Below are 24,084 nucleotides of genomic sequence, written 5' to 3' on the forward strand. Positions count from 1 at the left end.
GTCTTCACGCTGCCGGCCACAGCTTCAGAAATGCGAGATTAGTCAGGGGAGAGAGCCCGAGATCCGGTTCCGGGAGGGGACGCCGAGTTTTCGCAGGATGCGAGTGACATGAGTGTTTACGGTGCGTTGTGCAATGCCAAGGCGCACGGAAATCTCTCGATCGGTGAGCCCCTCAGCTGCCAACCGGGCGATCTCCGTTTCGCGGGGAGTGAGGATGCGATCCAGACCGGTACGGTCAGCGACCCTGTCGACTCGGAAGTTAGCGAGTCTCGTTATTGCGCGCTCAACCGTGCGGCTGAGGCCGCTGGAGGACAGCGGCAAGTGTGTTGAGAGGCCCACAGCATCCAAGAGGAACCCCTGGTTGTGTAGTGACACCGCGATCGAAGCCAGGGTAAGCGTGTCGTCCGACAGGAATGCGTGTGCTGCGAGCGAATATGTGCGAAAGATACCTTCGAGGGGAGCATCTTCCAAAGCAGAAGCGACAACCTTTTGCAACAATGGCGAGTCGCGACGCTGGTCGAGGATGAATGCCCCGCCAAGCCGGGCAAGGATCGCCAATGCGCGGAAGCCAGCGTGCTCTGCCTGATCGCCGAGCCGCTCGAGAACATCATGCCCTGCCTGAGTGCGAACATCGGGGTCGATCGACTCAATGTTCACAACCGCAAGTGCCTCGGTGAACTGCCGCGCCATCATCAGCAACGGCAACGCAGACGGTGCAGATCGAAGTGCCTCCAAATGACGTTCGGCTGCTTCAGGGCGTTTCAGCAGCGACGCGGCGAAGGACGCGAATCCATGCAGAATGGGGGTCAGGAAGTGCGCGTCGGCATCTGGCATCTGCAGTGCCGAATGCACGTACCCGGCCCCGGTATCGAGGTCACCGCGGTAGAGCGCAATCATAGCGAGAAAGAGATCTTGCGTGGGGATTCGATCGGGCGGAAGAATGACACGTTCCGCATCCAGCTGTACATCTGGTGCAAACAACAGCACTGCTGAGGCGATGATCTCATCCATGGCGTACTGGACGGGAAGCGTCGCGAGCGCGCGTGCCTGCGTAAGCCGATCCGCCGCTGTCTGTGGCTGACCGAGCATCAGCGCTCGTAGGGCAAGTATCCGCAGCGCAAACGAGCGTGCCACAACGCTCTGCCTCGCATCCATGGTGGCTGCCGCCAGATCATCCCAGTCAAATTCCGGCTCAGTCAGCGTGATGGACCGAAGCGCCTCCACGACCGCCGCATGCGGCTGAGGGAGAGCCGCGACGATCACTTCGATGCGATCCGCTATCTGGGGCGGCGCGCCACGGAACTCTGCGATCGTGAGGACCACCGCGAATTCAAGCAACTGATCTTCGCTAAAGCCGGCGGAGGAGAGCGCAGTCAGGCGGAGATGATTCGCGGCAAGCGCGAGTGCCAGCGCATGCAGCAGCAGGTCCTCGGGTCCGGCTTCTTCTGGCAACGGCAGGAGAGCGGCGGCGTGTGCACGGCCTTCAGCAAGATATCCACGGCGCGCACGGCTGACGAGGGCGCTGGGAAAGTCTAGGCCGGCGGCACGCGCTGCGTCGGACAGGCGGGCCGCAGCGGATTCGGTGAGCCCTGCATCTGAGTTCGACACAAGTGCGTCGTCCTCGAGAAGAGACCGCACCACGACCCGTCGCCGCTCAGACAGCATATGTGCGGTGATCTCGGCGCCATGAGCTGGTGACTCTGGTCGTATCTGACCGTCCGCCACGACCAGCCGCCTACCTTCTTGCAGGTCGACGATCTCCGCCTCACCGTAGGTGGCGCGCGCCCACTCAAGCGGCAGCTCACCCGCGATGGCGGCCGCTCGCTCGATACTTGTGTCGCCGCCCTCACCCAGCCGCCATGGGCCCGGAGCCTCAGGGGGGACGCGGGCGAACAACAAGGTTGTTGAGAGCAGAGATACGCAACCCGCGTCCTGGGCCCGGTCGACCAACCACCGCACGGTCCGATACGTAGCTTGGGCGTCCGCGAGCATCCGCCGCGCCTCCGCGGGCAACACCGTTGCTGCATACCGGGCTCCCACGAGCTCACCAATCTGCTCGGAAGTGATTGGGGCGAGCCGATGTATCGTCAGCGTCCGCAGCTCGTCGGGTAGGGCCGCGCCAGACTCCTCCAATGTCAGCACCAGCTTCGTCAGGCCGCGTTTCGCGAGAAAGGCCAGAACGCGCAGGCTCTGCGCGTCAGCACGGTGCGCGTTGCGAACCACCAAGCGGGTAGGAGGCATCATGCTTCGTGCGATCTGCTCGGTCGACACATCGTCCGCGATATCGGGGTTGAGCTGGCGAAGCAGCGCTAACGGCTCACGAGCGCTCCCCTCGGAAGCCGTCAGCACGGGCGGTCCCTCGATATCCTGAGCACGCGTCAACAGCTCCACTGCGAGCAATGTGCGTCCTGAGCCCCTCGGACCCATGATGCTGAGCGCTCCATCTCGATGCAAACGCTGATGAAGCGCGGTAACCACCGGTCCTGAGACCGGAGGGCCCCAGACGGCAACGGGAACCGCGGGAACCGTTTCTGAAGACATTGACTCCTCCTCCTCAGGATTCCAGCACGGCAGCGTGCGGCGACACGTACGTATGTATACGTATATCGCGCGCTCTTCAACCTTGCTGAACTAGCCGATGCGAGTACCTGCAGTTGTGCCCGCGCTCAGGCTAGACGCCCCCGAGGTGTCCGTCCTGCATATTCAAACCGGCATTCAAACTAAGAGGGGACCCACTCGTGAGTACTCAGCAACGCAAACGCGGTCGGCCGCGCAGGCGTGCCCGTGCCGCGGCGACCGCCGCGATTCTGGCCGCTCTGCTCAGCGTCGGCACGCTCCCGGCGTACGCGGTCGACAACGGCCCGACACCCACAGATTCGCCTTCATCGCCCGAGGCGAAGGCGACCGATGCGCCGGAGGTGACGGCTACTGAAGCGCCAGCGAATGAGGCGACGGCAGCGCCAGCGAATGAGGCGACGGAAGCCCCCTCGACAGCGACGCCGGAGCCGACTTCGACAGAGTCTGCCGGTCAGGACAACGGCGCGACGACGAAGACCGCCGAGAAAACTCAGCACGTGCCCGCAGCAGCGGCGCGCGCGGGCGAGGACCTCCTGCTGAGCGTCGGTCAGAAGACCGGCACCGATGACGCCGCCGATGACCCGATCGATGGGTCAACCACGAACGACAAGATCCGCACCAACGACATCTGGACGTTGACTGCGGAGCTTGGGCAGCGCGGTACCGAGGCGCAGTCGAACGTCAAGATCAGGATCGTCGCCCCTGTTGGGACCCAGTTCGTGTCGCTTCCCGAGTATTGCGACCCTGCCGGCAGCTCGTTGACTCCGGCGACGATGCCAGATCCGACGATCCCGGTGACGGCGACCTCGTGGCAGTCCGCTCCGCAGCAGACGCTCGAGTGCAAGATCCCCGACGACAAGGTCGGACCGAACACTGACCTGCAGTTCCCGTTCGAGCTCAAGGTTCGCCCCGACGTGCCTAACGGGACCGTGCTGAACGTTGATGTTTCGGCGTCGTCGGACCAGGTGCCTGCGGTCACGGAGACCCTGACGGCAACGGTTGTGTCGGAGCCTCGATATGACGTCACCAAGAATGACTTTAAGCAGGAGCCGAACACGAACGGCGCCGTCGTTTCAAACGGGGCTTGTGGATTCGACACCAGCCAGACCTGCTCAACGGGAATCTTCCCCGTCCAGGTCTCGGTTCCGGCAGGAGGCAAGGGAGTTTCCCCGGCGAATGAAATCACGCTGACGGATGATGTTTCTCCGCTGAGTCTTTATGGTGTTGATATTCCGGCCGCTGAGCTTGCTGCCTATGGGGCGCGGCTCTCGTCCTGCTATCCAACGAACACCGGTCTGACGACCGCGCCATTCGGAAAGCTCTCACTCGGCGATGAAACAAATGCGGTCCGCGACAGCGGGACGATCAACTGCACGCAACCTGGCGGTCCGGGCACGCCGATCAAGATCACGATCACTAACCCTGATACGACAGCGCTGACGTTCCCGACGAAGTCGACCACTGGTGCCTCGCTAGGGACCAATCGTGCCCCGGTCGTTTCGTTCGCCATCCGGATCGTCGTTCCATGGGCCGCTACCGTGAAGTACGGGACGACAACAGGAAGCACGAGCCGACTGAACGTTCATAACACCTTGAAGGAATTCGAAGTCACAGATGTCCTCGGCCGGAGCAATGCCGATGGCGCGAACTCCCCTGACAACGACTACCGGGACATCACGACGACTGTCACCGCGGGCGGCGCGATGGAGAAGTACTTCTTCGGAGTGCCGGGTACCCCTGGAAACATGCCGGCCAATGCATATCGTCCAAGTTATGCGATGTATTCAGGCCCGGTAAACGTGACTTCGCGTGGTGGCGGTGATGGCCAGGTGTTCCCCGGTGGCGATACGATTAGCGGGCTTGCCTTTAGCGTAAACCCCGCGGCCACCCCTGACACTACGCAGTATCTTGGTGGGTTCTGTGACTACTGGGACAATGATGTTCTCCATTTGAATGCTAAGGATTGGCCTGCCGGTGACGGTCAGACGGCAAACGATGGTGTCGGTGAGTACCTTGGTTCGAACGGCGATCCTGTGTGGATCTCAGGTGCAAATGTCGATGCAGGCTGGAAGCAGCCTAGCTATGATCGCTTCCCGACCTTGACGGTGCAGTACTCGAGCGGTTCGACTAAGGCACCCGGCGACAAGTGCGGTTCTGGGACCTGGTACGACGACCCCGCCGAGGTACCGGGCAACGACGTGACACTCGCTGCCCAGGGCATCTACACGGCGGTGAATCAAGTACGCGGCTACATCGTCGCGCCGGCGACGGCTGACACCGGGCGCGTGCTCATCAACATCGGACTCACCGCACGCGAGGATGCCGTCGCCGGAACTATCGCACCGAACTGGTCCGCCTACTATGGAACGAACGCTGTCACTGGTGATGAGACGCCAGAAGGCCTTGCGGCTCGCGCCGGGTGGTCAGTGAACACCTACAATCCAGATGACAACTCGGGAACCCGCGGCGATCGTCTGAAGGTGTCATCGATCAACACATCGATCAATAAGGAGATCAGGAACAGTTCCGGATCCTGGACGTCGGAGTCTACTGAGGTCACTGCAGGTCAGACGCGTACGTATCGGATCACTCCTTCGTTGAACGCAGGTGCGACCGAAGGAAAGTCGAGCAAAGTTTGGGTAGAGGACTGTATCCCTGCATCCCAGATCCTCGTGAACTCGAATCTGCCCTATACCACGGTGCCAGGCAGCGATGCCCTGGAGTGTGGATCTGAGTACACGTATGTGAAGTGGGACCTTGGCGCACGCACCACAGCGGAGATGATCGACCCGATCGAGTACGAGGTGCGCATCAGTAACCTCGCGGCCCCTGGCTATTACACGAACACCGCTCGTATTTCGGCGATTGGTGATAACTCAACGGAATCTCTGCGTGTTGACGAACAGCAGGTTCGCATCGTTAATCCAGCTGGCGTGAAGATCGAGAAGTCGCCGGCCTCACCACAGGTGCAGATCAACGCCGACGGTGCTGCGAACAACGAGAACATCGAATGGACGCTCGGCGGGGCCAACATCGGCCCGGTCGACAACGTCAACCACTTCGACATGATCGACATCTTCCCCTCCAACGGAGTGGACGCCGATCCTGACGACACTCTCGGTGCGTCGGAGTTCTCGGGCACGCTCCAACTGCAGTCGCTCGAGGTTCCGACAGGTTTCACCGTGTACTACGCGACGAAGCCGGCATCGGAACTGTCGATCGAACCCGCAGACGAGTCCAACTCGACCGGTGGTGATCAGAACGACGGCACCGCGCACGTGGTGAACACGGCGACCTGGGCGGAGTGGGGCACGAGCGGCCCGTCTGACCTGTCGACGGTCACCGCGATCCGCTTCAAGAAGGACGGCCCGTTCACCGCGGCGGACAACTTCACCTCGAAGCTGGTGTTCACCCCGAAGGGTAATGTCGCGGGTGACGAGTATGTCAACGTGACTCGTGCAGAGGCGACCATGCTCAACAGCGATGGTTCGTTCTCCTCCTTCCGCTACCTCGGTCCGATCTCGTCGCAGGTTGACGTCATCGGTGCAACCGTGGGTGACAGGTTCTGGGAAGACACGAACGGCAACGGCGTGCAGGACGACGGCGAAGCCGGAGTACCAGGCGCGACCGTGAAGCTGTCGGGCACGGACGATCTGGGCAACCCGGTGGCTCTCGAGACCACGACGGACGCCAACGGCGAGTACTCCTTCGCGGGGCTGCGCGCCGCTGGAGCCGGCGGATACCAGGTCATGTTCGAAATCCCGGCCTCGATGACGCCGTACGCGTTCACTCAGCAGAACGTTGGAGATGACCGGGCGGTTGATTCCAACGTGGATGCTCAGGGTGCTACGACGGTAGCCGTGATGGCGGGTCAGAACGACCTCACCGTCGATGCGGGCATCGTTAAGCTCGCGCCGCCGAAGGCGGGCGACGACGAGAAGTCAATCCTTCCGAACGAAACTGCCACGCTCTCTCCGACGATCACTCCCGGTTCGGGAGCGATCGATACGATCAAGATCATCGACCCCGTAACGGGCGAGCCGACTGACGAGACCACTGTCACCGTCCCTGGTGAGGGTGTCTGGACGGTGGACCCTGCGACGGGTGAGTTCACCTTCACCCCGGAGCAGGACTACACCGGTCCGGTGACACCGCTCGAGTACGAGGTCACTGACACGAACGGTCTGACCGATCGTGGCGAGCTGAAGGTCGACATCGCCGATCCTCCGAAGGCGGGCGACGAGTCCGAGACGATCAACCCGGGTGAGACGGCAACGTTGACCCCGGTGATCTCCGAGGGTTCCACGCCGATCGACACGATCAAGATCATCGACCCTGCGACGGGTATGCCTACTGACGAGACCACTGTCACCGTTCCTGGTGAGGGTGTCTGGACGGTGGACCCGGCGACGGGTGAGTTCACCTTCACTCCGGAAGACGGGTTCCATGGGGACGCGACTCCGCTGGAGTATGAGGTGACGGATGAGAACGGTCTGACCGATCGTGGGCAGCTCGACGTGCTCGTGAATGAGGGCCCCGAGGCGGGTGACAAGGGTGGAGAGGTACTGCCGGGTGAGACGGCGACGTTGACGCCGACCATCACCCCGGGTAACTCCCCGATCGACACGATCAAGATCATCGACCCCGTAACGGGCGAGCCTACTGACGAGACCACTGTCACCGTTCCTGGTGAGGGTGCCTGGACGGTGGACCCTGCGACGGGTGAGTTCACCTTCACTCCGGAAGACGGGTTCCATGGGGACGCGACTCCGCTGGAGTATGAGGTGACGGATGAGAACGGTCTGACCGATCGTGGGCAGCTCGACGTGCTGGTGCACGAGGGTCCCATGGCCGGCGACGAAACGAAGTCGATCCATCCGGATGAGACTGCGACGTTGAAGCCGGACACCAAGCCGGGCTCCACGCCGATCGTTTCGACGAAGATCATCGACCCTGCGACGGGTATGCCTACTGACGAGACCACTGTCACCGTTCCTGGTGAGGGTGTCTGGACGGTGGACCCGGCGACGGGTGAGTTCACCTTCACTCCGGAAGACGGGTTCCATGGGGACGCGACTCCGCTGGAGTATGAGGTGACGGATGAGAACGGTCTGACCGATCGTGGGCAGCTCGACGTGCTGGTGCACGAGGGTCCCATGGCCGGCGACGAAACGAAGTCGATCCATCCGGATGAGACTGCGACGTTGAAGCCGGACACCAAGCCGGGCTCCACGCCGATCGTTTCGACGAAGATCATCGACCCTGCGACGGGTATGCCTACCGACGAGACCACTGTCGTGGTTCCCGGCGAGGGCACCTGGACGGTGGACCCGGCGACGGGTGAGTTCACCTTCACTCCGGAGAAGGACTACACCGGACCCGTAACTCCGCTGGAGTACGAGGTCACTGACGAGCGCGGTCTCACCGACCGTGGCGTGTTGCAGGTCACGATCGATCTTCTGGACGGGTACTTCACGTTCTCGAAGTCCAGCGACCCTGCATCTGGCCAGTCCGTATCCGTGGGCGACGTTGTCACGTACACCGTGACTGTGAAGCACCCGGGAACGATCTACGCCCCCGTTCAGGGAGCGACGATCATGGATGATCTGTCGAAGGTGCTCGACGATGCTGACTATCAGGGTGATGTGACCGCTTCGACGGGCACGGCCACGGTGGACGGGTCGAAGCTCACCTGGACGGGTGATCTCGCCGATGGCGTAGAAGTCACCATCACCTATTCGGTGAAGGTGAAGGCCGGTGGCGATGAGATGATCCGCAACTCGGTGATGACCGATGACGAGCGTGGTTCGTGTGACGCTGCGGTTGGGTGTGACACTACGCAGACGATGGGCCCGGGTATGTTCGTGTACTCGAAGTCCGCTGATGTGGACAACGGTGCTGAGCTGAAGGTGGGCGACAAGGTCACGTATACCATCAACGTGGAGCATCGCGGTGATGGCATGGTGACGGGTGCGTCCATCATGGATGATCTCTCGGGTGTCCTCGATGATGCTGACTACAACGGCGATGTGCAGGCTTCGGCTGGTGCAGCGACGGTGGTAGATGGTGTGCTGAGCTGGAACGGTGACCTCGCGTACGGTGACAAGGTCACCATCACCTACTCGGTGACCGTGAAGTCGTTCGTGGGCGATGCGCATCTGCTCAATAGCGTCATGTCGAGTGACGATCGTGGTTCTTGTGACGCTGAGGCCGGTTGTGAGACCGACCACTCGGTGGAGCCGGGCACGTTCACGTTCTCGAAGTCCAGCAACCCTGCATCAGGCTCGAAGGTCAGTGTGGGCGATGTTGTCACCTACACCCTCGTGGTCAAGCACGTGGGTGAGGGTGCGGCCGGAGTCAAGGGCGCTACCATCACGGATGACCTGTCGATGGTGCTCGACGATGCTGACTATCAGGGTGATGTGACTGCTTCGGCGGGTACAGCCATGGTGGAGAACGGCATGCTCACCTGGAACGGTGATCTCGAGAAGGGTCAGGAGGTCACTGTCACCTATTCGGTGAAGGTGAAGTCTGGCGGTGACGAGATGATCCGCAACTCGGTGATGACCGATGACGAGCGTGGTTCGTGTGACGCTGCGGTTGGGTGTGACACTACGCAGACGATGGGCCCGGGTATGTTCGTGTACTCGAAGTCGAGCAACGTTCCTGTAGGCAGTGCGGTCAAGCCTGGTGACAAGGTGGAGTACACCCTCACGGTGGAGCACCGTGGTGACGGCGCAGTCAAGGGTGCGACCGTGACCGACGACATGTCTAAGGTGATCGATGACGCCACCTACAACGGTGATGTGAAGGCGTCGAGTGGGAAGGCTATGGTCTCTGATGGCCAGCTCACCTGGATGGGTGATCTGAACCACGGTGACAAGGTCACGATCACCTACTCGGTGACGGTGAAGACCGGTGGCGATCGCACGATCGCGAACGTCCTCACCTCCGCTGACCCGCGCGGTGCGTGCAGCCCGGACGCGAAGTGCGCCACCACGCACACCGTGCCTAAGCCGCTGGCCACGACCGGTGTGAATGGGGCGCTCGCCGGGACGGTGTCGGGTCTGGCGCTGATGCTCCTCATCACTGGTGGCGCACTCATCGTGCTCCGCCGCCGTAACCGACAGGAGGCCTGACCTCCGCACAGCTTGGGGGTGCCGACGCGCGCCAGCCGGCACCCCCAAGACCCGAACCCACTGATGGCCTCATCACGGCGCAAGAGTGACTAACCCAGAGGCCGGATACTGCGACACGAGGCGCGGTCCGAAAGCCCCATCCGGGCCGACGGACCGCGCCTTGCTGCTCTCCCCATAGCGTCAAGGAGATCTCTTGTCTGCGAACGAATCGGAGATTCCGTCACTCCGTGAAAGTACGCACATGTGCGTATGTCTTGGGGGTGGGCATTGAGAGATAGTGATAGAGCGCCCGCGCACTGAGGAGTGCGTGGGGGCGTCAGATTCACTGGGTGGATCTCGAACTATCGGGGGGTTCCGCCGGGGTCTACCTGGATCTGACGCACAGGGGTGCCGCTAGCATTCTCACCTCTCCAACCAGGATCAGCGCGGCACCCCTTCGTCGTACCTGCACGACGCCCCCCGTCGGTCCTGCCGGAGGAGGTCCGCGGTCAGCAGTCGTGAAGAGGAATCGAACCTGACACCGGCTCCCGCCTACTTTCTCTGCATGTCGGAGATGGTGCATTCGAGAAGTAAGCAAGGTTACGTATTTCTTGCCTCTTCTAGATTCGGCATAGTGAGCATGCTCTTGTATCTGCGACGAGAGAGTGGACGGGTGGCCGGAGCGTGGTCGGATGTCGGGAAGCAGTTTTGATGATCAACGACCCCACCGTCCTCTGCGAGCACCGTGGGTTTTCCCCATGGCCCACGGTGCTCCTCCTCTCTATCTCGTGGTCAGGACCGTGGTTACGGTGCTTCGAATGCTCACCGAGGACACTGCTGGCACAATGGCCGCATGACTGCTGCAGCACCTGGCCCGCTCGCCGGCGATTACGTCGTTGGCGAGCGTCAGCGCTGGTGGTTCATTCCGATTCTGATTGGATCATGGTTCGCAGTTGCGCTCGTCATCGCCGCGATGCTTGGGGCGGCGATCCCCAAGTCTCTCACCTTGCTCGCCCCGCACGAGAAGGACGAGAATCTGGCAGTGATCGCCGCCGTCGGCGGCGTTGTGATCATGACCTCCACTCCGCTGGCCGGACGGCTCAGCGACCGCACCATGTCCCGATGGGGAATGCGCAAGCCGTGGATCGCGGGCGGTCTCGCAGTGGGTATCGCAGGTGTTGCGGTGCTCGCGTTCGCACCGGACGTAGCGTGGCTCGCCGTCGGGTGGGCCGTGACGCAACTGGGGTTCGGCACCGTCCAGATGGCGCAGTACGTGCTCCTCGCGGATCAGGTCCCGGCCCGCATCCGCGCCCGCGTGTCCGGCGCCGTCGGCATCGCCAGCGGGTGTGCAACGGCCGCCTCCGTTGTGATCGTCGCAGCCTTGCCGGTCGACCAACGCTGGAGCTGGTTCGTTGTCCCGGGTGCAATTGGCGTGGTCCTCGCTGCGTTGCTGCTCCTCGGCTACCGAGACGCCGTGCGCATGGAACCACCTCCATCGCTCACTCCGCGTGAGGTGCTGGGAACATACTGGCTGAGCCCTATCCGGCATCGAGATTTCGCGTGGGCCTGGGCGAGCCGGTTTTTCATGACCATGTCAGTTCTCACCGTGTCGCTGTATGTGTTCTTCCTCATCGTTGATGAGCTCGGCTACAGCGCCGCAGAAGCCGGAGCCGTGCAGGCCAGCGCCGTCGGGCTGTTCCTCGTCGGAAACATTGCCTCTGCCGCGGTGTTCGGCTGGCTTAGTGACTGCATCGGACGCCGCAAACCCATCATCTGGCTTTCCGGGCTGCTGTCAGCTGTCGGCATCGGCATCATGATGGTGACCGGAGATCTTGGCGGGTTCATCGCCGGAATCACTGTCGCTGGTATCGCGCAAGGCGCGTACATCGCCGTCGACGTGGCGCTCATGACTGAGGTCCTGCCCTACGCCGCCGATGCGGGCAAAGACCTCGGTATCGTCGCCCTGTCCTACCAACTCCCCCAGATACTTGGGCCGCTCGCTGTGACCGCGTGCATCGCCCTGAGCGGCGGCTATGTCGGACTCTATGTCTTCGCGATTGTGTGCAGCGTGCTCGGCGGCATCGCCGTCATCCCCATCCGCGGCGTGCGTTAGCCCCGCAGTTTCGCGTGATGCGCTGACCGCCACGGCGGAGTGGCGGAGCGGTCGCCCTTATCTCCGCAGGCGCCGCCCTTGGTTCAGCCGTGCCCGAAACACTGATGACCGACCATCACACACGGGAACCGTGTACGTACACCTGCGCATTGATTCCGTTCGGTTCGCGGCGTTAGATGAGGAGTTCATCGACGGCGACAGCGACGTGATACGACGATCCCGCCTGCTGCGCCCTGGGGTGAAATGAGGGATGAAGGTGAGGAACGCCGCTGCGATCGCCATCTGTCGTGACAGCGCTATGACGTTGACGGTGTCGGGTCTGGCGCTGATGCTCCTGATCACGGGTGGTGCGCTCATCGTGCTCCGCCGCCGTAACCGAGTGGAGGTTTAGCCTCCGCACAGCTTGGGGGTGCCAGCGCGCGCCAGCCGGCACCCCCAAGACCGCACCCAGGAGTGGCCTCGTCACGGCGCAAGAGTGAACTGACCCCAAGGCCGCATTCCGTGACACAAGGCGCGGTCCGAGAGCCCATCCGGGCCGACGGACCGCGCCTTACTCGTACCCACCGAACGGCACAGCCACCTGCTCTCCCGATAGCGTCAACGAGATCCCTTGTCTACGAACGAATCGAACATTCCGTCATCTCGCAAAAGTACGCATATGTACGTATATCTCGCGAGTGAGCGGGCCGGGATAGTAAGAAGGCGCTCGCGCACGGGGGAGTGCGCGGGAGCGTCAGATTCACGGGGCGGATCTCGAACTACCGGGGGGTTGTTCGGGCCGCCGGGGTCTACCTGGATCTGACACACAGGGGCGCCGCCGGTATTCTCACCTCTCCAACCAGGATCAGCGCGGCGCCCCCTTCCTCACGCCCGCGCCCCTATCGGTCCTGTCCCCGAGCTTCAGCGGATGCGTTCCCGGCTATCGATTCGGCAGGGCACGTCAGCTGTCGTGAAGCCGATTCGGATCTGACGCCGGTTGCCGCCTACTCTTCTGTGTGTTGCGGATGCTGCGGCTCAGAAGTAGGCAGAGTTACGTATCTCTTGCCGATTCAGGACTCGGCATAGTGAATATGCTCTTGTGTCTGCTACGAGAGCGTGGACGGGTGGTTTTGAGCGTGGTCGGATGTCGGGAAGCAGTTATTGATGACCACTGCCCGATCACCGTCCTCTGAGAGCACCGTGGGTCCTCCCCAAGGCCCACGGTGCTCCTCTCTATCCCGCAAACCACGAACCGCTGGCGCACTCGCTGGTCCTACTGGAGACATTTGTCGGGTGCGTTGACTAGCATGCGCCGGGTTGCTGATTCGTGTACGTAGACCTACGCATTGATTCCGTTCAGTTTGCGGCCTTAGATGAAGAGTTCATGGGCTGCGACAGGGACGTGATACGTCGACCCCGGCCGCTGCGCCTTGGGGGTGAAATGAGGGATGAGCGTGGGAAACGCCGCAGCGATCGTCATCTATCGTGACAACGCTATGAACTTTGAGGCTCAGTGGAGCGTCCGTGACGATGCTGACCCGGGCGGCCGGTCATCGACGTGAACGATATCGATCAGAGAAGCATCCCGCCAATGTTCAGCGTGGAACGTACGCGCGCGTTCGTGGATGCCACTGTCGCCATCGCGATGACGATCCTCATCCTGCCGCTCCTGGACAGTACTTCGGACCTCGCTCGCGACGGCGCAGACACAGCGGATTGGCTGATCGCTCAGTCGGGGCAGATCTTCCAGTTCTCCCTCAGCTTCGCCCTGATCTTCGTGCTTTGGACAAATCATCATCGTCTCTTCGCACATGTATCGAAGATGACCGGTATGCTGCTGATCCTCACAGCCTTCTGGATGCTGTGCATCGTCTGGCTTCCCGTGTCGACTGCGGTTGCGGGCTTCATGCCTGAAGATGACGCGATCGCAAAGCTGCTCTATATCGCCACCCTCATGGTCGCATCCCTTGCATCGATGTTCACGCGCCTCTACCTCCGTGCCAGGAACTCAACCTACGCCGGCGCTACCGGACTGACCAGCGGCCTGGCCGCTGACCTGGCGATGGAGATCCTTCTCGCTGTCGCCCTGCCCATCACCCTTTTCGTCCCGGTTCTGGGCTACTACCCGCTCCTGCTGCTCGCGTTGACATTTCCCCTGAGTCGCGCGTTCACTCGGATGTTCGGCCGTCGAAATCTCGAGGAGCAGCCCATGCGCCGGACGACATACGTCGACTCCCGCCGTGCTCGCGGTTTCGAAGAGCACTCGCGATGAAGCTGCGGATTGGCATGGGTCGAGAACGCAAAGGCGTGACACGCAAGGTCCGCTGGGAGAGGCCAGCAGCGCACCAATGTGCACGACTTCGGCAAGCATGGTGAGTTGCTCGGGGTCGAACGCGCTCAGTGGACTTCATTTACCTCCAGCAACTCGGACTCGGCGGAGAGAAGAACGATCACGTCGTCGATGAGCGACACGAGCTCAGCGTGCTGCACGCTCAGGCGGTCGGCGCTCTCGCCTGGGCTGAGGACAGCGGTGAGCCGTGCCACGAGGTCAGCGGGAGTGTACTTGAGCGCGTTCACGAAGCGCAGGTTGTTGCCATCGCCGGGATAGTGGACACGGTTGTATGCGGCCAACACCTGTAGGAGATTGTGAACCAGGAGGGAGGTCAGACCAGCGAGGAAGACTTCGTCCGCCCGCCTGACCTTGTTCGCATAGTGGTAGTCGCCACGCCAGTATTGGAGTGCGGGAAGATAGCGGCGGACGATCGAGCGGCGAAGCTCGTCCGGATAGCTCAGCGTTCGTTCTCGCCATTCGACGATGAGCCCATCAGGGTCGATGACAGCGAGCTGGCGTGAATAGTCGGTCAGTGGGTGATATCCCCAGATCGTCCAGACGATCGGTTCCGGTACACCACGACCGGCGAGCCAGGTGTCGAGCATCGCGTCCACGTCGCTGACCGTGGTCCAGCCGAGTCCGTCCAGCACTAGCCCGCGCGCCTCCCAACGTTGAAAGAGTCGATTCCAGTCGGCCTCCCAGGCTGCGTCGGGAGTCGGACGGGGTACGTCGGAATAGCAACGGAAGTCGACGTCGCTCAGCGAATCAGAAGTGCCTTTGCTCCATGAGCCGCTCAGGCCCATCGCGAAGCGTCCGGATTCATAGTTGTTTGCCAGCGCCGCCACTTCGTCTGCTGCGTCAAGCACGGCGGCAGGCAGCAGAGCGCGATCGGTGCCGATGCGGGTTTCGTTCATGGGTACTCCTTGTCTCGTCGGTCGGTCGTTCGTTTGATGTGTGGCGGATTGAGAGAACGGATAGGTGTAACGGCCGTAAAGGTCTGCGTATCGCCTTCCGCGATTCACAAGACCTGTGTGAATACCCTGCGCCGTGTCGCTCATCGCTATGTGCGCTCGCTGGCGCTGCAACACGACCGCCCCGTGTCGCTCATGAATATTCCCATCTCCAAGGGGGCACCGATCCACAGCGATCGATATCCCGCCCATAACAGTGGGAGCAAGCTTCCCGATGTTTGGCGCGAATGTCAAGGGAAAGGTCGGTTGTTTAAGCACGTCTTCTTCGCCATGATCCCTCTCAAGCTCGCCAAGAGGAACCTCGTCACGCATATAGATCGGATCTCTGATTGGGGAGGGTCAGGTGTCTAGGTATGGCGTGACCCACTTGCTCCCGGAGATGCATGACTACCGCACGCCGCATAGCTCACCGAAACGCGGTGCGACGATTCCGGGAGAGCCACGGGAGTCGTGCGACTCATTGTGCAGGGGCCCACGCCTGAGCGGTCAAGCCCAAAGGGGCCGCGTCTTGCTGGTGAACGTGATTCAGTCTCAACTGAGTTGAGAAAGTCTCACCTAGCCTGAGAATTCACAGTGGAGGGGCTGACGGGAATCGAACCCGCGCTGTCTGCTTGGGAAGCAGAAGTTCTGCCATTGAACTACAGCCCCGTACCGGCCCCGCGTGATCACGCGGGTGAACGGGTGTTGCAAGCCTAGCCCGCGGGCGGTGTTCGGGCAAACGACCCGCGTCAGCCTGCCGCCAGCACCTCGAGCTGCCGGTCGAAGATCGCTGTCGCCTGAGTCGAGAGCGCAGACGTGAGCGTGGCCATCCCGGGGCTCACCTGTGCCATCACGATGCCGTCGTCGTACTCGGCCCAGTAGAGGTCCTCGTTCTCGCCCACGTTGTGCAATCCGGACCATCCCTCGACCGCGGGTGCGGGCTCCTGCAGTGTCTCGCCGGTAGGAGCCGCCCCGACGCAGGAGGTGAGCTGGTGCTCCAGCGCGTCGAGGTTCTTCGTGAGTTCCGGGGTCGTGAATGGGAGGACGGCGATCACCAGACTGGGTGCGGGGCGCTCCGTCGAGGTCGCGAGGAAGGTACCGCTCGCCGACGTCGCCTTCTCCGTGAGCGCGAGGACCGTCCAGGCGCTGTCGTGACAGTCGCCGCCGTAGTCGTACCCGTCCGGCGGGGTGACGAATCCGCGGAACCGGCCGCCCTGCCACAGCGGAGCGATCTCCGAGACCGCGTTCTCGGTGAGTACACCGTTCGTCGCGGTCGGCGCGGGTTGCGTGGTGGACTCGATCGCCGGGGCGATGGTCGACGGTGCAGGAGAGGGGCGTGCAGGGGTGCCGGAGGTGCAGCCGGCCAGTGCGACCGTGACGAGGAGGGCGGCGAGCGCCGCCGTCTGTCGTCCACGGTTCATGCCTCCATCACACCACGATGCGCAAACCGGGGGAAGAGAGGGCGGCGCCGCACGTTCGTGCAGAGTTCCGCCGTGTCGAAACGGCGGTGTTAGCCTGCGAGCGGCGGCGCGCGGAAGCGTCGTTGGAGGAGGATCCATGGCTCTCAAGGAGATCGAGTTCCCGTCGCGCAACGGCCGCGACACCATTCACGCGTGGGTGTACGAGCCCACCGTGCCGGCCCGCGCCGTGGTGCAGCTGGTGCACGGACTGGGGGAGCACTCCCGGCGTTACATCCGGCTGATCGCGAAGCTGCTCGACGAGGGATTCGTGGTTGCCGCGGATGACCACGCCGGCCACGGGAAGACGGCGATGACTTCGGGTATCTGGGCCGATGCGGGCGACGACGCCGGCGCCGTGGTGGTGGCCGACGAGCAGACCCTGCGCGCGCGAGTGCGCGACCTGTACCCGAATCTGCCGTACGTCGTCTTCGGCCACTCCTGGGGGTCGATGATCGCCCGCGGACTCGCGGGCGAGTCCTCCACGGAGATCGACGGACTGATTCTCGGAGGCATCGCCGCGCAGATGGAAGGCCTCGAATCGCAGCTCGACCGTGCCGCGCTCGCGGCCGAACCCGACGCGACCGCCTTCGCTGACGCCTACATCGGCGACGTGTTCTCCGGGTTCGTCTCGCGCTTCGGACCCGATGCCGGTCCGACCGCGTGGGTCGCCCGCAATGTCGACGTGGTGCGTGACCACCTCGCCGACCCGCTCAACAACTTCGGGGCACCGATGACGGTGCGCTTCCTGCGTGGTTTCGTGGACCTCTACGACCGTGCGAACGGCGACGACTGGTACACGAGCGTGCGCTCCGACCTGCCGATCCTGATCCTCGCGGGCGACCAGGACCCGGTCGCCAACTACGGCGAAGGGGCCTACCACGTGGCCAACCGGCTGATCCGGACCGGGCACCCCGACGTTCAGGCGCACGTCTACCCGGGCTTCCGCCACGAGGTGCACAACGAGCCGGAGATCCGTGACGAGGTCGCCGGCGAGATCATCGACTTCGTGGAGCGCGTGATCTCGGCACGCTGAGACCGGCACCGGCGGCGGGTCTGTCCCGTCGCCGGTGCTGCAGACTCTCTGCTGTGAGCGGATTTCCTGGCGCCCGGTGGGCTCGCGATTCCTAGAATGAGGCATGACCGACACCACCGCCCAGGACACCGCACCCGGTCCGAAGCCGCGGGACCCGCTGTGGCGACACCTGCTCGGCGGATCGCTGCGTGACCGCCGCAAGGCGCTCGGCGACACTCTGGACGACGTCGCCCATCGCGCGGGCGTCTCGCCGCAATACCTGTCCGAGATCGAGCGCGGGCTCAAGGAACCGTCAAGTGAGGTCGTCGCCGCGGTCAGCGCAGCGCTGGGGGCGTCTCTCCTGGATCTGACCCTCGACGTCGCCCGTTCCCTGTCCGTGGACGCCCCCGCACCGGCGCAGCTCTGCGCCACCCGGTCGAGTTACGCGCTCGCGGCCTGACGCCGCAGCGGAACGGCGACTCGGTGGACCCACTCGGCCGTATCGCTGTTCCGTTCGTCAGCGCGTCGCGAGGACGTGATCGAGCAGTCCGTAGTCGCGCGCGGCCGCGGCGGTGAAGACGCGGTCGTGATCGGTGTCGGCGCGCAGTCGGTCCATGGGTTGTCCGGTGTGATGCGCGAGAACCTCCTCGATGTCCGAGCGCAGCCGGATGACCTCGTCGGCCTGCAGGATGAGATCGGGGATCGTTCCGCGTCCCTGGGCCGCCGGTTGATGCAGGACGACGCGACCGTGGGGGAGCGATGCCCGTTTGCCGGCGGCACCCGCGGCGAGCAGCACGGCGCCGACCGCCACGGCCTGGCCCACGCAGGTCGTGGCGACCGGGGGCTTGATGAAGGTCATCGTGTCGTAGATCGCGAGCATGGCGCTCGGATCGCCGCCCTCGCAGTTGATGTAGAACTGGATGTCCTGATCGGGGTTGTCGGCCTCCAGATGCAGCAGCTGGGCGATCAGCGTGTTCGCGACACCGGCGTCGATCGCGGTCCCGAGATACACCACCCGCTGGGTGAGCAGGTGGGAGTAGACATCCATGATGCGCTCGCCGCGCGGGTGCTGGACGATCACGTTCGGCACGGTGTAGCTGCTCATCGACGTACACCTTCCGTCGCGTGGGAGAAGCCTGCGGAGACGCGCTCACGCGGTCGGTAGTCGTCGAACGACGTCACGATCCGATCCACGAAGCCGTAGTCGAGAGCCTGCTGCGCCGAGTACCAGTGATCGTGCAGCGAGTCCTCGAAGATCCGCTCCATCGGCTGGCCGGTGTCCTCCGCGATCAGGCCGAGCACGGTGTCGCGCGTGTGGCGCAGGTCGTCGGCCTGGAGGGCGATGTCGACTGCGGCGCCGCCGATGCCCGAGGAACCCTGGTGCATCAGTACGCGTGCGTGCGGCAGCGCCTTGCGCTTGCCCTTCGTTCCCGCCGACAGGAGGAACTGCCCCGCGCTGTAGGCGATGCCGAGGACCATCGTCGAGACGTCGTTCGGGATGGTGCGCATGATGTCGCGGATCGCGAGCATCGCGGGCACGGATCCGCCGGGGGAGTGGATCCAGAGCGAGATGTCGGCGATCGGGTCATCGGACGCCAGCGTGATCAGCTGCGTGGCGAGGAGGGTTCCGTTGTCGTCGTCGAGCGGCCCGTCGAGGACGAGCACGCGGCGCTCGTAGAACTCCCGCCGTACGGTATCGGTGAACAGAGGTGGCTTGGGTGAATCGCTCATGGGGACATCGTGGCTCCGGTGAGGGACGGTGGGATGCAGTCTCTGCTGCGGGCGGATCTGCTGTCAGTGGAGGGGACTCGATCTGCGTGGGGCCGCGTCCAATGTCGGAGGCCGGTGTTTGGATGACGGCATGAGCATCGCAACGTCGGCAGACGGCACTGCCATCGAGTTCTCGGCGACCGGCGACGGTCGCACCATCGTGATCGTGAACGGCGCGCTGTCGCGGGGAGAGGACGCCGCATCTCTCGCGCACGCCCTCGCCGATGCCGGCTTCCGTGCCGTCACCTGGGATCGCCGTGCTCGGGGCGGAAGCGGCGACCGCCCGGGGTCCACTCCGGACGACGAGGTGGCCGATCTGGCTGCGGTGATCGCCGCGGTAGGCGGGGCGGACGCCGTGCTCGGTCACTCTTCCGGCGCCGTGCTCGCGCTCTATGCCGCGTCTCAGGGCGTTCCGACCGGAGCGCTCTTCCTCTCCGAGCCGCCGATCGACGTCGAGGGTTCCGGCGCGCAGACGCCGGAACTCGCCGAGCGCCTGCAGTCCTTCGTCGACGACGAACGCCCCGGCGACGCGATCGAGACGTTCCAGCTCGAGGCCGTCGGCCTGCCTGTCGCGATGGTCGAGGCCGGCCGTACGAACGGGATGCTCGCCGCCCTCACGCCGCTCGCACAGTCCACCGTGTACGACACCCGATTGGTGCACCGGATGCGCCGACCGGACGCCGAGCTGCTTGATGTGAATCGTCCCGTCACCGTGCTGCGCGGCGAGCAGACCTTCCCGTTCCTGATCGCCGCGTCTGACTGGGCCGCGGAGCACATCCCGGGTGCGGAGCTCATCGTCGTTCCCGAGTCGATCATGCACCGGCTCGACCCGGCCGCGACGGCGCGTGTGATCTCCGCGCGACTCTGACGCCGGGCCGGGGATTCCGGATCCCACCCCTTGACACCCACCCCCGCACGCCGTAACGTACAACCAAATGGTTGCACAACGAGAACTCAGCGAAGCGGAGGTCGACCGTGTCTTTCACGCACTGGCGACGTCGACGCGGCGCGACATCCTGCGCCGGACCATCGAGGGCGAGCAGTCCGTCACCGCCCTCGCGTCCCGGTATGAGATGTCGTTCGCGGCGGTGCAGAAGCACGTGGCAGTGCTCGAAGCGGCCGAGCTCATCATCAAGCGCGCCGAAGGACGCGAGCGGCTGGTCCGCGCCAATCCCGAGATGATCGCCCGTGCGCGGGCGCTTCTCGCCCAGTACGAAGAGCTCTGGCGATCGCGCATCGCCCGGCTCGATGCCCTGCTTGCAGAACCTCACGAAGGAGAATGACATGCCCGTCACCGACGTCGTCACCGATGCCGACAACCTGACCATGACCGTGATCGCCGATCTCGCCGCGCCCGTGGAGCGTGTCTGGAACGCGTACACGGACCCCGAGCAGCTCAACCGGTTCTGGGGGCCTCCCGGATGGCCGGCGACGTTCACCGTCTGGAACCCCGTCGTGGGCGGCCGCGCGCAGTACACGATGAACGGTCCACGCGGGGAGAAGTCGTCCGGTGCGTGGGAGTTCCTGGCCATCGACGCACCGCACAGCTTCGAGGTGATCGACGCGTTCGCCGATGAGGATGGCACGCCGCTCGAGGGGTTCCCGTCGATGCGCATGACCTTCACGTTCGAGCCCACCGACGACGGCACCCGCATGGTCAACACCAGCTACTTCGATTCCGCGGAGGCGCTGGAGCAGGTGGTGGCGATGGGTGCGGTCGAGGGCACGCGCATGGCGATGGCGCAGCTGGATGCCGTGCTGCAGGGGCTCCGGGAGTTCGCCCAGGGCAAGGGCACGGTCGTCGAGCTGCTCGACGACACGCACGTGCGCATCACTCGTCTCGTGGAGGGGCCGCGCGAGCTGGTCTGGCGCGCCTACAACGAGGCCGATCTGGTGAAGCAGTGGATGCTGGGTCCCGACGGGTGGGAGATGACCGAGTGCGTCATCGCCACGGAGCCGGGTGCCTCGTTCCGCAACTCCTGGGCACCCGTCGGAGACACCGAGGGTGAGCCGTTCGGGTTCGAAGGCGAGGTGCTGATCTTCGATCCGCCTCGCCGTGCGGTCACCACCGAGCGCATGCAGGGGATGCCCACCGAGACGCTTAACGACCTCAACCTCTATGAGGAGGATGGCGCCACCCTCATCACCGTGCTCATCGAGTACCCCGACAAGGAGACGCGCGACATGATCCTCGCCACCGGCATGGCCGACGGCATGGAAGCGTCGTACCAGCGTCTCGAGCGCGAGGTGCTCAGCGCCTGACACGCATCGGCAGCCCGCGGATCCCACCGATCCGCGGGCTTGTCGTGAATCCATGAGCGTGCGTCGAATCCATGACAGATTCGCCATATTCCTCATGTACTGAGCGCATCGTCATGCACTCGCGTCACATCTGCGCACGTCGAATGCGGAGAGGGCCGTAGGCTGTGGACGTGCTGCTTTCGGATCGCGACATCAAGGCCGGACTCGCTGACGGGCGCATCGCCCTCGATCCCTTCGACCCGGCGATGGTTCAGCCCTCGAGCGTGGACGTGCGCCTGGACCGGTACTTCCGTCTCTTCGACAACCACAAGTACCCGTTCATCGATCCGTCGCAGGACCAGCCGGAGCTCACGCGGCTCATCGAGGTCGACCCGGATGAGCCGTTCATCCTCCACCCCGGCGAGTTCGTGCTCGGCTCGACCTACGAGCAGATCACACTGCCGGACGACATCGCGGCCCGGTTGGAGGGCAAGTCATCGCTCGGCCGACTCGGACTGCTCACCCACTCCACCGCCGGGTTCATCGATCCCGGATTCTCGGGTCACGTGACGCTGGAGCTCTCCAACGTCGCCACCCTGCCGATCAAGCTGTGGCCGGGGATGAAGATCGGCCAGGTCTGCTACTTCCGCCTCACGTCGCCCGCGGACAACCCCTACGGGTCGGGGCCATACGGCAACCGGTATCAGGGTCAGCGCGGCCCGACCGCCTCGCGCTCGTTCCAGAACTTCCATCGCACCGACGTGTCCGCCACCGACGCGGGATCGGCTGGGGCGTAAGACAGGGGCGGGCAGGGCTCATGCCCCGCCCGCCGCTGTCTCTATCATCAGCTGCCCATGTAGGCGCGGCGGTTCACTCGGTCGGTGAGCCAGATCCACCGGCGCAACTGCTCGCCGGTGAACTGACGGGCGCCGTCGAAGGCGCGCCCCTGCAGTGTGCGCAGTCGCTCGACGGGCAGGTGCTGGTGGTCGTCCAGTTCCTGCATGATCGAGATGAACTCGTCGGCTGCTCCCCGCCCGCCGAGCCGCGGAGCAACGTCCTGGTCCAGGAATGCGTCCCAGCTGAGGTCCGCGTCGAAGCCGAAGCGTCCGAACGCGAGATAGCTCAGCTCCGAGGAGACGTGGAACGGACTTGGTTCTCCCCATACGGTGAGGCCCTGCATGCCCATGTCGAAACAGTGCCGTGACAGCTCGGCGAACACCGGGGCGTTGAACGCGTAGAGTTCGGTGCGCTCGTCGCCGTTCCACTGGCAGGCGAACTGCGCGCGGGCGACGTTGGTCCGGGTGGGAAGATCCGCGACGGTCTGCGGTGTCAGCTCGGCCCGCACCCGGTTCCAGTAGCCGCGGTTGTAGGTGTGCTGGTAGATCGCACCGTCCGGCAGCGTCGTCAGCGGGGCGTGGGCCTCGCTGTCCAGCAGGTTGTCCCACTGCAGCTCACAGTAGATCCAGAGGTCGTCGCGGCCGCCGCGCGCGGCCTCGAACAGGCGGGGGAAGTTGTCCGCCATGTCCGCGTGCGACCAGAACTCCGCGTCGTCGTCGCGCCGGTTGGGGTCCTCGCGATCACCGCGCCGCGTCATGCACCGCTCGCAGCCGCAGACCCCGTAGTCGCCGCCTTCGATGTTCACCCCGCCGGGTTCGACCGTCTCCACGAGCCAGGAGAGAGCGTCGGCCATCCAGTCGATGGTGTTCGGATCCGACGGGCACGCGGTGCGGGTGTAGTCGCTGCGCGGGAAGTTCAGCGGGAACGACAGATCGGCCAGCTGGAATCCCACGCCGCGCTCCATGTCGGCGGCGCGGTCGGGGTGCGCATCCAGGTAGGTGGAGAGGTTGTACGGGTGATCGCCCTCCCAGTACACGCCGCCATACGCGCCGATCGCGACACCCGGCAGGATGCGCACCCCGCGCTCGCGGGCGTAACGGGTGAGCTCCTTCGCGTCGTCGACACCGCCGTGGTTGTCGCGGAAGAAGCCGTAGATGACGATGGCGGCGATCTGGTTCTGGCTGCAGAAGTCGACCATCCGCTTGTAGTCCGCCAGGAAGCCCGACGGCGGCTTCCCGTACGGGTTGAACACGCCGATCTCCTGGTGGCCCACCTGGCTGAGTTCCCAGTTGGTGGAGTGGTCCCACGTCCAGAACGTCCGATATGCGAGGGCGGGGCGGCGTTCGACGTGTGTGACCGGCACCGACACACCGGCGCCCGGGGCCGGACGAACAGCGCGCAGCAGCTCTTCGACCGCGTAGATCACGCCGGAGAACGGGCCGCCGACGATCTCGATACGAGGTGCTGCGCCCCCCGTCCGTGTGTCGATGCGGAAGGAGCCCTCGGGAAGCCGGGTGTCCTCGCGCAGTGAGATGACCGGAATGGATTCGGGTCCTTCGCCGCCCGGCGGCACGGTGAGCCACTCCAGTCCGGAACCCGCGGTGGCAAGACGGCCCGCGGCGTGAGGATGGCGGTCGGCGCCGATCACGGCGACGCGGCCGTTCAGCGTGATGAAGTCGGACTCAGACATCGATC

General features: G+C 64.1%; 15 protein-coding genes and 1 tRNA gene. 9 read left to right on the top strand and 7 right to left on the bottom strand.

What is annotated here, in order from left to right; translation table 11 throughout:
- Window positions 1–42 precede the first annotated feature (42 nt).
- A complete protein-coding gene (locus tag ACIQJ5_RS00795; RefSeq protein ID WP_402839861.1) occupies window positions 43–2,391 on the bottom strand; it encodes a LuxR C-terminal-related transcriptional regulator in 2,349 nt (782 codons plus the stop codon).
- A 3,119-nt stretch (window positions 2,392–5,510) separates the two neighbouring features.
- Between ACIQJ5_RS00795 and ACIQJ5_RS00800 the strand changes: the two genes are divergently transcribed.
- The 3 genes from ACIQJ5_RS00800 (at window position 5,511) to ACIQJ5_RS00810 (ending at window position 14,059) form a co-directional block, all read left to right on the top strand.
- On the top strand, window positions 5,511–9,716 hold the full coding sequence (locus ACIQJ5_RS00800) for an SdrD B-like domain-containing protein (protein ID WP_402839865.1): 4,206 nt from the start codon (window positions 5,511–5,513) through the stop codon (window positions 9,714–9,716).
- An 832-nt stretch (window positions 9,717–10,548) separates the two neighbouring features.
- Window positions 10,549–11,808, top strand: a complete 1,260-nt coding sequence (locus tag ACIQJ5_RS00805; RefSeq protein WP_402839867.1) for an MFS transporter — start codon at window positions 10,549–10,551, stop codon at window positions 11,806–11,808.
- 1,537 nt (window positions 11,809–13,345) lie between these two features.
- Window positions 13,346–14,059 (top strand): TMEM175 family protein, encoded by a 714-nt coding sequence (locus ACIQJ5_RS00810; protein ID WP_402839870.1) that lies wholly within the window; start codon window positions 13,346–13,348, stop codon window positions 14,057–14,059.
- Window positions 14,060–14,184: 125 nt separating this feature from the next.
- On the opposite strand, the gene ACIQJ5_RS00815 is transcribed toward ACIQJ5_RS00810, so the two are convergent.
- The 3 genes from ACIQJ5_RS00815 to ACIQJ5_RS00825 all read right to left on the bottom strand — a co-directional run bounded on the left by ACIQJ5_RS00815 (window position 14,185) and on the right by ACIQJ5_RS00825 (window position 16,490).
- A complete protein-coding gene (locus tag ACIQJ5_RS00815; RefSeq protein WP_402839872.1) occupies window positions 14,185–15,033 on the bottom strand; it encodes a hypothetical protein in 849 nt (282 codons plus the stop codon).
- Between the two features lie 631 nt (window positions 15,034–15,664).
- Window positions 15,665–15,738, bottom strand: a tRNA-Gly gene (locus tag ACIQJ5_RS00820).
- Between the two features lie 80 nt (window positions 15,739–15,818).
- Complete coding sequence (locus tag ACIQJ5_RS00825; RefSeq protein WP_402839876.1) at window positions 15,819–16,490, bottom strand: hypothetical protein; 672 nt, start codon at window positions 16,488–16,490, stop codon at window positions 15,819–15,821.
- A 136-nt stretch (window positions 16,491–16,626) separates the two neighbouring features.
- Between ACIQJ5_RS00825 and ACIQJ5_RS00830 the strand changes: the two genes are divergently transcribed.
- Both ACIQJ5_RS00830 and ACIQJ5_RS00835 read left to right on the top strand, forming a co-directional pair.
- Complete coding sequence (locus ACIQJ5_RS00830; protein WP_402839879.1) at window positions 16,627–17,562, top strand: alpha/beta fold hydrolase; 936 nt, start codon at window positions 16,627–16,629, stop codon at window positions 17,560–17,562.
- A 103-nt stretch (window positions 17,563–17,665) separates the two neighbouring features.
- Window positions 17,666–18,001 (top strand): helix-turn-helix domain-containing protein, encoded by a 336-nt coding sequence (locus ACIQJ5_RS00835; protein ID WP_402839882.1) that lies wholly within the window; start codon window positions 17,666–17,668, stop codon window positions 17,999–18,001.
- Window positions 18,002–18,058: 57 nt separating this feature from the next.
- Here ACIQJ5_RS00835 and ACIQJ5_RS00840 read toward each other — a convergent pair whose 3' ends face one another.
- Window positions 18,059–18,646 (bottom strand): ClpP family protease, encoded by a 588-nt coding sequence (locus ACIQJ5_RS00840; protein ID WP_402839884.1) that lies wholly within the window; start codon window positions 18,644–18,646, stop codon window positions 18,059–18,061.
- A complete protein-coding gene (locus tag ACIQJ5_RS00845) occupies window positions 18,643–19,272 on the bottom strand; it encodes a ClpP family protease (RefSeq protein ID WP_402839887.1) in 630 nt (209 codons plus the stop codon). Before ACIQJ5_RS00845 ends, ACIQJ5_RS00840 begins: the two co-directional genes overlap by 4 nt.
- Before the next feature lie 130 nt (window positions 19,273–19,402).
- Between ACIQJ5_RS00845 and ACIQJ5_RS00850 the strand changes: the two genes are divergently transcribed.
- The 4 genes from ACIQJ5_RS00850 to dcd all read left to right on the top strand — a co-directional run bounded on the left by ACIQJ5_RS00850 (window position 19,403) and on the right by dcd (window position 22,349).
- A complete protein-coding gene (locus tag ACIQJ5_RS00850) occupies window positions 19,403–20,179 on the top strand; it encodes an alpha/beta fold hydrolase (protein WP_402839890.1) in 777 nt (258 codons plus the stop codon).
- Window positions 20,180–20,246: 67 nt separating this feature from the next.
- Entirely contained in the window at window positions 20,247–20,594 is a 348-nt protein-coding gene (locus ACIQJ5_RS00855; RefSeq protein ID WP_231090922.1) for a helix-turn-helix transcriptional regulator, read from the top strand.
- Window position 20,595: 1 nt separating this feature from the next.
- A complete protein-coding gene (locus ACIQJ5_RS00860) occupies window positions 20,596–21,573 on the top strand; it encodes an SRPBCC family protein (protein WP_231090921.1) in 978 nt (325 codons plus the stop codon).
- A gap of 170 nt (window positions 21,574–21,743) precedes the next feature.
- The gene (gene dcd, locus ACIQJ5_RS00865; protein ID WP_231090920.1) at window positions 21,744–22,349 is read left to right on the top strand and encodes a dCTP deaminase; all 606 of its coding nucleotides are present in this window, start codon (window positions 21,744–21,746) and stop codon (window positions 22,347–22,349) included.
- Between the two features lie 47 nt (window positions 22,350–22,396).
- Here the strand turns inward: dcd and ACIQJ5_RS00870 are convergent, their stop codons facing one another.
- A complete protein-coding gene (locus ACIQJ5_RS00870) occupies window positions 22,397–24,079 on the bottom strand; it encodes a hypothetical protein (protein WP_402839895.1) in 1,683 nt (560 codons plus the stop codon).
- Between the last annotated feature and the right edge of the window lie 5 nt (window positions 24,080–24,084).

Origin of the sequence: Microbacterium sp. GXS0129 (assembly GCF_044769785.1) — a bacterium.
Lineage (GTDB): Bacteria > Actinomycetota > Actinomycetes > Actinomycetales > Microbacteriaceae > Microbacterium > Microbacterium nymphoidis.